We start from the raw sequence: 9859 nt of genomic DNA on the forward strand, positions 1-9859 counted from the left end.
AGACTGACGGCGACCAGGCGCCGTCAGATCACGCCCATCGCCAGCATCGCGTCGGCGACCTGCTTGAAGCTCGAGATGTTGGCGCCGGCCACGTAGTTGCCGGGAGCGCCATAGGCGTCGGCCGCGGTCGCGCAGCGCTCGTGGACGTCGACCATGATCTGGTCGAGGCGGGCCTCGGTGTGGTCGAAGTGCCAGGAGTCGCGCGAGGCGTTCTGCTGCATCTCCAGGGCGCTGGTGGCCACCCCGCCGGCGTTGGCGGCCTTGCCCGGCGCGAAGAGCACACCCGACTTCATCAGGACGTCGGTGGCCTCGGGCGTGCAGGGCATGTTGGCGCCCTCGGCGACGACCAGGACGCCGTTGGCGACCAGCGTGCGCGCAGCGTCGGCGTCGAGCTCGTTCTGCGTGGCGCACGGGAGCGCGACCTCGCACGCGACGTCCCAGACCGAGCCGCCGGCGTGGAAGGTGGCCTTCGGCCGCTGGTCGGCGTAGTCGGCGACCCGGCCGCGCTCGACCTCCTTGATCTGACGCAGCAGGTCGATGTCGAGGCCGTCCTCGTCGACGACGTAGCCCCCGGAGTCGGAGCACGCGACGACCTGGGCCCCGAGCTGCTGGGCCTTCAGCGCGGCGTAGATCGCGACGTTGCCGGAGCCGGAGACGACGACGCGGCGCCCCGACAGGTCCTTGCCCTGGGTGGCGAGCATCTCGCGGGTGAAGAAGACCGTGCCGTAGCCGGTGGCCTCGGTCCGCACCTGCGACCCGCCGTACGCCAGGCCCTTGCCGGTGAGCACGCCGGACTCGTAGCGGTTGGTGATCCGCTTGTACTGGCCGAACAGGTAGCCGATCTCGCGCTGGCCGACGCCGATGTCACCGGCGGGCACGTCGGTGTACTCGCCGAGGTGGCGATACATCTCGGTCATCATCGACTGGCAGAAGCGCATCACCTCGGCGTCGCTGCGGCCCTTGGGGTCGAAGTCCGAGCCGCCCTTGCCGCCGCCGATGGGCAGGCCGGTGAGGGCGTTCTTGAAGATCTGCTCGAAGCCGAGGAACTTCACGATGCCGAGGTTGACCGTGGGGTGGAAGCGCAGCCCGCCCTTGTAGGGGCCGAGCGCGGAGTTGAACTCGACGCGGAAGGCGCGGTTGATCTGCACGCGGCCCTCGTCGTCGGTCCACGGCACCCGGAAGATGATCTGCCGCTCCGGCTCGCAGATCCGCTCGATGACCGAGCCGTGCGCGTACTCGGGGTGCCGCTCGACGACGGGGGTGAGGGACTCGAGCACTTCGAGCACGGCCTGGTGGAACTCGCGCTCGCCACGGTTGCGGTCGAGCACCGTGTCGAAGGCGGACTGGAGATCGGGGGCGAGGCTGGTCATGGGCCCAGGTTACGGAGGCGTTACGCCCTGCTCACAAACGGCGGGCCTCACCGGCCGCGTACCCCCGTCCGGCTGCTGGGCGGTGGTCCGGCATCTGGACGCCCTGACCTACGCTGGCGCGTGTGCTGACCATCGACCAGGCGACGTACGACGCGATCGTCGCCCACGCCAAGCGCGACCACCCCGACGAGGCCTGCGGCATCGTCGCGGGCCCCGAGGGCAGCGACCGTCCCGAGCGGATCGTCGAGATGGTGAACGCCGCCGGCAGTCCCACGTTCTACGAGTTCGACTCCACCGAGCTGCTCGCGCTCTACAAGGAGATGTGGGCCCGCGACGAGGAGCCGGTCGTGGTCTACCACTCGCACACGGCCACGGAGGCCTACCCGTCGCGCACCGACATCGGGCTCGCCAGCGAGCCCGGCGCCCACTACGTGCTGGTGAGCACGAGGGAGCACGGGAATAACGACGGCGCCGTGGAGTTCAGGTCCTACAGAATCGTCGACGGCGAGGTGACCGAGGAAGAGGTCAGCGTCGTCGAGCACCTACCCGCAAGGAGCACCAGCTGATGGCCATCGAGGTCCGGATCCCCACGATCCTGCGCACGTACACCAACGGCGAGAAGGCCGTCCCCGCCGAGGGCGGCACGCTCTCCGCGGTCATCGAGAACCTCGAGACCAATCACCCCGGCATCCGTGAGCGGCTGATCGAGGGCGAGGACCTGCGCCGCTTCGTCAACGTCTACATCAACGACGAGGACGTCCGCTTCATCGGCGGCCTCGAGGCGACGCTCGCCGACGGCGACCAGGTCGTCGTGCTGCCGGCCGTCGCCGGCGGCGCTCGCTGAGCGAGCCGGCCGACCCGATGGAGTCCCTGCGCCCCGCACGTCGCACGTTCGTCCTCGTCGACGGCGAGAACATCGACGCGACCCTCGGGCTGACGGTCCTCAACCGCCGTCCCGAGCCCGAGGAGCGGCCGCGCTGGGAGCGGGTCACCGCCTACGCGGAGAAGCTGTGGGGCCAGCCCGTCACCGGGCTGTTCTTCCTCAACGCCTCCAGCGGCAACCTGCCGACGAGCTTCGTGCAGGCGCTGCTGGCGATGGACTACCGTCCCGTGCCGCTGTCGGGCCGCTCCGACGAGAAGGTCGTCGACATCGGCCTGCAGCGCACGCTGACCGCACTGGTCGAGCGGGACGCCGACGTGCTGCTGGTCAGTCACGACGGCGACTTCGTCCCGCAGGTCGAGGCGCTGCTCGACGGGCACCGCCGGGTGGGCGTGCTCGCGCTGCGCGAGTTCGTCAACCAGCGCTTCACCGCGCTCGGGGTCCAGATCCACGACCTCGAGGACGACGTCGCCGCGTTCAACGTGCCCTTGCCGCGGGTGCGGATCATCCCGCTCGACGACTTCGACCCCGAGCGCTTCCTGCGCTGAACCACCGGAAGGTGCTTGGCATGCGATTCGACAACCTCCTCGACTCGGTCGGCAACACGCCGCTGGTGGGGTTGCCGCGACTCTCGCCGACCCCCGACGTACGCCTCTGGGCGAAGCTCGAGGACCGCAACCCGACCGGCTCCATCAAGGACCGTCCGGGCCTGAAGATGATCGAGCACGGGGAGAAGCAGGGCATCCTGCGCCCCGGCTGCACGATCCTCGAGCCGACCTCCGGCAACACCGGCATCTCGCTGGCGATGGCGGCCAAGCTCAAGGGCTACCGCATCGTCTGCGTGATGCCGGAGAACACCTCCGAGGAGCGCCGTCAGCTGCTGCGGATGTGGGGCGCCGAGATCGTGTCGTCGCCGGCGGCCGGCGGCTCCAACGAGGCGGTGCGCGTGGCCAAGCGGATCGCCGACGAGCACCCCGACTGGGTGATGCTCTACCAGTACGGCAACGAGGCCAACGCGCTCGCCCACGAGGAGGGCACCGGCCCCGAGATCCTGGCCGACCTGCCCTCGATCACCCACTTCGTCGCCGGCCTCGGCACCACCGGGACCCTGATGGGCGTCTCGCGCTTCTTCCGCGCGGCCAAGCCGGAGGTGCGGATCGTGGCGGCCGAGCCACGCTACGGCGAGCTGGTCTACGGCCTGCGGAACCTCGACGAGGGCTTCGTCCCCGAGCTGTACGACGCCTCGCTCATCGACTCGCGCTTCTCGGTCGGGCCGCGCGACGCCGTACGACGCGTGCGCGAGCTGCTCGAGCTCGAGGGCATCTTCGCCGGCATCTCGACCGGCGCGATCCTGCACGCCGCGCTCGGGCAGGCGGCCAAGGCCGTGAAGGCGGGGGAGACGGCCGATATAGCCTTCGTCGTATGCGACGGCGGCTGGAAGTACCTGTCCACGGGAGCCTACGAGGGCACGATCGACGACGCCGAGGACCGGCTCGAGGGCCAGCTCTGGGCCTGAGGGTCCTCTGCTCGCTCGCGATCGCCCTCCTGGTGGGCGCGCTGCTGGCCGCTCCGACGCACGCCGCGGGGCCTGCAGACCCCCCGGAGACCGAGGAGCCGGCCCGGCTCACCCTCGTGGAGCGCCCCTCGATCACCGGCGCGGCGCGCTACACGCGCACGCTCACGGCGGACCGGGGTGTCTGGAGACCGCGCCCAGAGAAGGTGGCCTTCCACTGGCTGCGTGACGGGGAGCCGATCAAGGGAGCTCGCGACCGGCGCTACCGCCTCGCGGCGGCCGACGTCGGCAGCCGGATCTCCGTCCGGGTGACCGCGCGGCGAGCGGGCTACCAGGCGACCAGTGCGGACTCCGCGCGCACCAGGCGCGTCCGGCACCGCGTCGGGGTGCGTCGTACGGTCACCTATCGCGTGGAGACCCGCGGCCGGATCACCACGAGCCTGAAGAAGTTCCGCACGCAGGCGCAGCAGACCTTCGCGGACGCGCGTGGCTGGCGCAGCGGTGGGACGGCGTTCCGGCCGGTGCGCCGCGGAGGCGACTTCACGCTCGTGCTCAGCGAGGCCCGCCGGGTGCCCGACTTCTCGTCGGGCTGCAGCGCCCAGTGGAGCTGCCGGGTGGGCCGCTACGTGATCATCAACCAGGACCGGTGGAAGTACGCCAGCCAGGGCTGGCGCGCTGCGAACGGCAGTCTGCGCGACTATCGGCACATGGTGGTCAACCACGAGACCGGCCACTGGCTGGGGCTCGGTCACCGCGGCTGCAGTGGCCGCGGCAACCTGGCGCCGGTGATGATGCAGCAGTCGAAGGGCCTCGACGGGTGTCGCTTCAACCCCTGGCCGGTGGCCTCGGAGCTGCGCGCGAGCCGCTGATTCGGCGTGCGACAGAGGCAGACAGCGTCGGTGTCCGCGTGGGATCCTGACCCGGACTGTCTGCCACGCACCGCCTGACATGCACCGCCTGACACGCCCGGGGGGCCGATGTACAGCCTGCTCAACGCCTCGACGCTCGGGTTCGACCTGGTGCGCCTCCCCGGAGGCGCAGCCGTCGCCGAGGTGCTCCTCGACGCGCTCGCCCTCCGCGCGGAGGACGTGGCGGGGGCCGACCTGCCTCCGGCTCCTCCTGAGGCCTCCGCACCCCCCGTGCCCCGGGCTGCACAGCTGCTCGGTGATGTCGCCCACGCCCACGGCGACGCGTTGGCAGAGGTGGCGCAGCGGTTGCGCACGGCGCCGATCGGCGGGATCGAGCAGCTGCTCGCGTCGCTGGGGCGCGAGTGGTTCGACTGGGGCGAGAGTGCCTCGACGGGGACGGGCGCCGACATCGAGTGGGATGCCGGGCTGTGGCGCGAGAGCCTCGAGAGCGCGTACGGCGCGGCGGTGCGAGCAGCCTGGCACGGCGCCCCGGTGCACTGGCCGCGGCTGGCGTCGGGCTCGGCCGACCTGGGACCGCAGCGCGCCGAGCTCGCCGCGCTGATGGGGCAGGTGAGTGGTCTGGACGCGGCGGCCTTCGCCGAGCTCGAGGAGGCCTGGGCCACCCGTGACCACGCCGTGCGCTGGTCGCAGGCCATGCACGCAGCGACGTGGGCGGTCTCGCTGACCGGGCGGGAGCGCGCGGCCATGGCGGCGCAGCTCGAGCTGGTGCGGGCGATCAGGTCGAGCGCCGCGGACAGTGCGCACGTGGCCCAGGGCGCGTGGAACTCGCTCAGCGGGATCGTCCAGGTGCTCACGGTCGCGGATCTGCTGGATCGCGCCAGTGCTGAGGCGCTCACCGGTCATGCTCAGGAGATTCTCCGCCCGGTTGACTAAGCATGCGTCGGCGGCAGCCGATCGGGTTGTCGTGCATGCACTGGTGATAGACGACTCCCGAGCGATGAGGAAGATCCTCAGTCGCATCCTCGTCGAACTCGGATTCGAGGTCAGAGAAGCCGGCAACGGCCAGGAAGCCCTGGACTCCGTCGCCGAGCATGGGTGCCCTGACGTGGCGCTGGTCGATTGGAACATGCCCGTCATGGACGGGCTGACCTTCATCAAGACGCTTCGGTCGAAGCCTGAGAACCGGTCAGTGACCTTGATGATGGTGACCACCGAGAGCGAGCACTCCCAGATGGTGAGGGCGCTCGCAGCCGGGGCGCACGAATACCTCATCAAGCCGTTCACCCCGGACGCCGTCGCGGCGAAGCTCGACCTGCTCGGGGTCGTGCCGACCCCTGCGGGCCAGGCCTGAAGAAGCGCCCGGCCTAAAGAGACATCCGGCACCGCCCGAGAACCACTACGGACGCGGGGCCGCTCGAGCTGTTCCCCGACTGTCCGGGACCGGGCAGCCGCCCACCTGCATATCCGCACCATCGGCCCACCGAAAGAGGCACGCACATGGACGACATGGATGAGATCATCCAGGAGTTCCTCGTCGAGAGCTACGAGAACCTGGACCAGCTCGACCATGACCTCGTCGAGCTCGAGCAGGCTCCGACGTCCAAGGCGCTGCTCTCGAGCGTGTTCCGGACCATCCACACGATCAAGGGCACCAGCGGCTTCCTCGCCATGAACCAGCTGGAGTCCGTGACCCATGTCGGCGAGAACCTGCTCAGCCGGCTGCGTGACGGATCGCTGACGTTGACCCCCGAGATCACCAGCGCCCTGCTGGACATGGTGGACGCGGTGCGTCACCTGCTCGCCCAGATCGAGGCCACCGGCGCCGAAGGGGAGGCCGACCACACCGAGCTCGTCGACCGCCTGACGGCGCTCCAGGAGGCCCGCCCCGCCGCCGAGCAGCCGCCGGCAGTGGTGTCCGACATCCCTGCGTCCCCGACGCCATCCGAGGAGGTCGTCATGGACGATCAGACCCCTGTCGAGCCCCCCGTCGAGCCCGTCGTCGAGACGGCGCCGGCTCCCGCCGTACTCGCCCCCGTCGTGGAGGACCCGGAGATCGCCGGGGACCCCACCGCCGCCGAGGGCTTCGTCGAGCGCCGCCATGAGGATGGCCCTCCCTACATCGGTCCCGAGCGCCGCTCGGTCGCGGACAGCACGATCCGCGTCGACGTGGAGCTGCTCGACTCGCTGATGAACCTGGTCGGCGAGCTCGTGCTGACCCGCAACCAGATCGTCCAGCGTGCGGCCAGCCGTCAGGACACCGAGCTGCTGCGCACCTCCCACCGCCTGAACCTGATCGCCGGGGAGCTGCAGGAGGGCGTCATGAAGACGCGCATGCAGCCCATCGACACCGTGTGGAGCAAGCTCCCGCGGGTCGTCCGTGACCTCTCCCTCGCGCTGGGCAAGCAGCTGCGCGTGCAGATGGAGGGTCGCGACACCGAGCTCGACAAGACCATCCTCGAGTCGGTGAAGGACCCGCTGACGCACCTGGTGCGCAACTCGGTCGACCACGGCATCGAGACCGCGGAGGAGCGCATCGCCGCGGGCAAGCCCGTCGAGGGCGTGCTGACGCTGAAGGCCTTCCACGAGGGTGGCCAGGTCAACATCGAGATCACCGACGACGGCGCGGGCATCGACCCCGACAAGCTCCGGGCCCGGGCGGTCTCGCGTGGCCTGCTCACCGCCGAGGCGGCCTCCAAGATGGGTGACCGCGAGGCGCTCGGACTGATCTTCGCGGCGGGGTTCTCCACTGCGGAGAAGGTCACCAACGTCTCCGGTCGCGGTGTCGGCATGGACGTGGTCAAGACCAACATCGAGAAGATCGGCGGTGTGGTCGACGTCCAGAGCGTGCTCGGCAAGGGCACCACGATCCGGATCAAGATCCCGCTCACGCTCGCGATCATCCCGGCGCTCGTCGTCACCACCGACGACCAGCGCTATGCGATCCCGCAGGTCAACCTGCTCGAGCTCGTCCGCCTGGAGAACACCGGCGGCGGCCCCAAGATCGAGAACATCCAGGGCACACCGGTCTACCGCCTGCGTGGCCGGCTGCTCCCGCTCATCAGCCTCCGCGAGCAGCTCGGTCTGCTGCCGTCGCCCTCGGACACGACCTACATCGCCGTGCTGCAGGCCGACGAGCAGCAGTTCGGGCTGATCGTCGACGACATCAACGACACCGAGGAGATCGTGGTCAAGCCGCTGGGCAAGCAGCTGCGCCACGTCCCGCTCTACGCAGGCGCCACCATCATGGGTGACGGCCACGTGGCGCTGATCCTCGACGCGATCTCGCTGGCCCAGCGCTCCGGCGTGCTCAGCGACGGAGCGGCACGACGGGCGGAGCGTGAGCAGGAGGCGACCGTCGTCGCCGACGCGGACCGCGTCCAGCTGCTGCTGGTCGGTCTGTGCGACAACCGGCGCGTCGGCCTTCCCCTCGCGGCTGTCGATCGCCTGGAGGAGTTCCCCGCCGCTCGCATCGAGCGCGTGGGGGCCCACGAGGTCGTGCAGTACCGGGAGACGGTGCTGCCGCTGGTCCACCTGGACGCCGTCTTCGGCGCCTACGGCGAGACGAGCAGCGAGTCCTCCCAGGTCGTCGTGTGCCAGCACGAGGGCGTCCTCGTCGGGTTCGTGGTCAACCAGATCCTCGACATCGTCGACGCGCACCTCGACGTCCGTAGTCCTCTCGACACCGGCGGGCACAGCGGGTCGGCCGTGGTCAGCGGCCGGGTCACCGAGCTGGTCGACGTCGGCCAGGCCGTCAGCGGACTCGACCCCGCACTGTTCGTCCCCCGTGCCGGCTTCGGCAACTCCTTCGATCTCGTGGCGGTGTGATCATGTCCGATCAGTTCTGCACGTTCCTGCTCGACGGCCACCTCTTCGGTGTCCCGGTCGAGACCGTCCAGGAGGTCCTGCGCCAGCAGGAGATGACCGTGGTGCCCCTGGCCCCGGCCGAGGTCTGTGGCCTGCTCAACCTGCGCGGCCAGATCGTCACGACGATCGACCTGCGCGTGCGGATGGGGCTGCAGCCCACGACGGGAGAGGCCACGCGGGTCAACGTCGTGGTCCGCACCGCCGACGGCGCTGTGAGCCTGCTCGTCGACCAGATCGGCGACGTCCTCGAGCCGCCCGCAGCGAGCTTCGAAGACGCCCCAGACACCGTGCCGGCGGCCATCCGAGCCCTGGTGGAGCGCGTCTCCAAGCTGGACGGCCAGCTGATGCTGGTCCTGGACACCGAGCTGGCGGCCACGGTCGGGGACGCCATCCCCGCCTCGGCCTAAGGACTCTTCCCTCCCTGCCACACCACCCTCCGTTGCGCGCTCGGGGCGCTCGATCCCAAGGACTTGATGATGAGCACTCCGAACAACCGCCGCGGTGCGTTCTTCCGCAACCTGGGTGCCGGGCGCAAGCTGCTGGCTCTCGCTCTGGCCTGCCTGCTGCCCGCTCTCGTGGTGGGTCCGCTCGCGATCTTCTTGATGAACGACGTCGCGAAGGCCAATGACGATGCCCTCGCGATCGGGCGCATCGAGGCCAAGCTGCACCATCTCGACGTTCGCAACAGCGAGCTCAAGTCGAGTGCCTATCGCTCGTTGCTCGAGGAGGATGTCGAGGCGGTCGCGAAGGACGCGGCCGACGACGTCGACTCGGTGAACGAGGTCTTCGACGAGCTGCGCGCCATCAAGGTGTCCGGCGAGGACCTCGGCGGGGTGCTGGACGACCTCCGTGCGGCACTGGACGAGAACAACGCGTTCATCGATGACATGGTGCAGACGGCGCTCACCGACCCCCGGGCCGCGCGTGCGATGCAGCCGCAGGTGGCTGAGTCCAACTCCGCCCTCGACGTGGTGCTGGAAGGGATGCGGCAGGGTGCGGCCCAGGGGGTGGCCGACAAGCACGCCGAGGCCGACAAGCTGGAGTCCGAGCTCACGACCGTCGTCGTCACGGCGCTGGTCATCGGCGTCGCCCTGGCTGGTGTGCTCACCTGGTTCATCGCCCGGATGATGACCCGTCCGCTGGGCCGCACGGTGACGGTGTTGGAGGCGGTGGCGGCAGGTGATCTGTCGCAGGAGCTCGAAGTCGACTCGACCGATGAGGTGGGTCGGATGGGTACGGCGTTGAACACGGCGCTGGGGATGTTGCGTGAGTCGATGGCGGCGATGGGTGGGAATGCGCAGGCGTTGTCGTCGGCGTCGGAGGAGCTCTCGGCGGTGTCGGCTCAGATGACGGGTTCGGCGGG

The 9859-nt window shown here is 70.0% G+C and carries 11 protein-coding genes; 10 read left to right on the forward strand and 1 reads right to left on the reverse strand.

Going from position 1 to position 9859, the window contains the following annotated elements; genetic code table 11:
- Positions 1-23 precede the first annotated feature (23 nt).
- The gene (gene gdhA, locus ACYU7L_RS11630) at positions 24-1370 is read right to left on the reverse strand and encodes an NADP-specific glutamate dehydrogenase (protein ID WP_460796525.1); all 1347 of its coding nucleotides are present in this window, start codon (positions 1368-1370) and stop codon (positions 24-26) included.
- Between the two features lie 122 nt (positions 1371-1492).
- On the opposite strand from gdhA, the gene ACYU7L_RS11635 reads away from it, so the two are divergent.
- The 10 genes from ACYU7L_RS11635 to ACYU7L_RS11680 form a co-directional block, all read left to right on the forward strand.
- Complete coding sequence (locus ACYU7L_RS11635; RefSeq protein WP_460796528.1) at positions 1493-1936, forward strand: M67 family metallopeptidase; 444 nt, start codon at positions 1493-1495, stop codon at positions 1934-1936.
- Positions 1936-2214 carry a MoaD/ThiS family protein gene (locus ACYU7L_RS11640; protein ID WP_460796531.1) on the forward strand — a complete coding sequence of 93 codons (279 nt, stop codon included), beginning with the start codon at positions 1936-1938 and terminating at the stop codon, positions 2212-2214. The genes ACYU7L_RS11635 and ACYU7L_RS11640 overlap by 1 nt, the downstream gene beginning before the upstream one ends.
- A gap of 17 nt (positions 2215-2231) precedes the next feature.
- On the forward strand, positions 2232-2798 hold the full coding sequence (locus ACYU7L_RS11645; protein ID WP_460796533.1) for an NYN domain-containing protein: 567 nt from the start codon (positions 2232-2234) through the stop codon (positions 2796-2798).
- A 20-nt stretch (positions 2799-2818) separates the two neighbouring features.
- Complete coding sequence (locus ACYU7L_RS11650) at positions 2819-3766, forward strand: PLP-dependent cysteine synthase family protein (RefSeq protein ID WP_460796536.1); 948 nt, start codon at positions 2819-2821, stop codon at positions 3764-3766.
- 32 nt (positions 3767-3798) lie between these two features.
- Entirely contained in the window at positions 3799-4632 is an 834-nt protein-coding gene (locus ACYU7L_RS11655) for a DUF3152 domain-containing protein (RefSeq protein ID WP_460796538.1), read from the forward strand.
- 108 nt (positions 4633-4740) lie between these two features.
- Entirely contained in the window at positions 4741-5565 is an 825-nt protein-coding gene (locus ACYU7L_RS11660; RefSeq protein WP_460796540.1) for a hypothetical protein, read from the forward strand.
- Positions 5534-5983, forward strand: coding sequence for a response regulator (locus tag ACYU7L_RS11665; protein WP_460796543.1), 450 nt, complete (start codon positions 5534-5536; stop codon positions 5981-5983). The genes ACYU7L_RS11660 and ACYU7L_RS11665 overlap by 32 nt, the downstream gene beginning before the upstream one ends.
- Positions 5984-6129: 146 nt before the next feature.
- Positions 6130-8457: a chemotaxis protein CheW gene (locus ACYU7L_RS11670; RefSeq protein ID WP_460796545.1), complete on the forward strand. Its 2328-nt coding sequence runs from the start codon at positions 6130-6132 to the stop codon at positions 8455-8457.
- Positions 8458-8459: 2 nt separating this feature from the next.
- Positions 8460-8903, forward strand: coding sequence for a chemotaxis protein CheW (locus ACYU7L_RS11675; protein WP_460796547.1), 444 nt, complete (start codon positions 8460-8462; stop codon positions 8901-8903).
- A gap of 69 nt (positions 8904-8972) precedes the next feature.
- Positions 8973-9859: HAMP domain-containing protein (locus tag ACYU7L_RS11680; RefSeq protein WP_460796550.1), on the forward strand; the 887-nt coding region annotated here is incomplete at its 3' end.

The sequence above is a fragment of the Nocardioides pacificus genome (assembly GCF_054775955.1).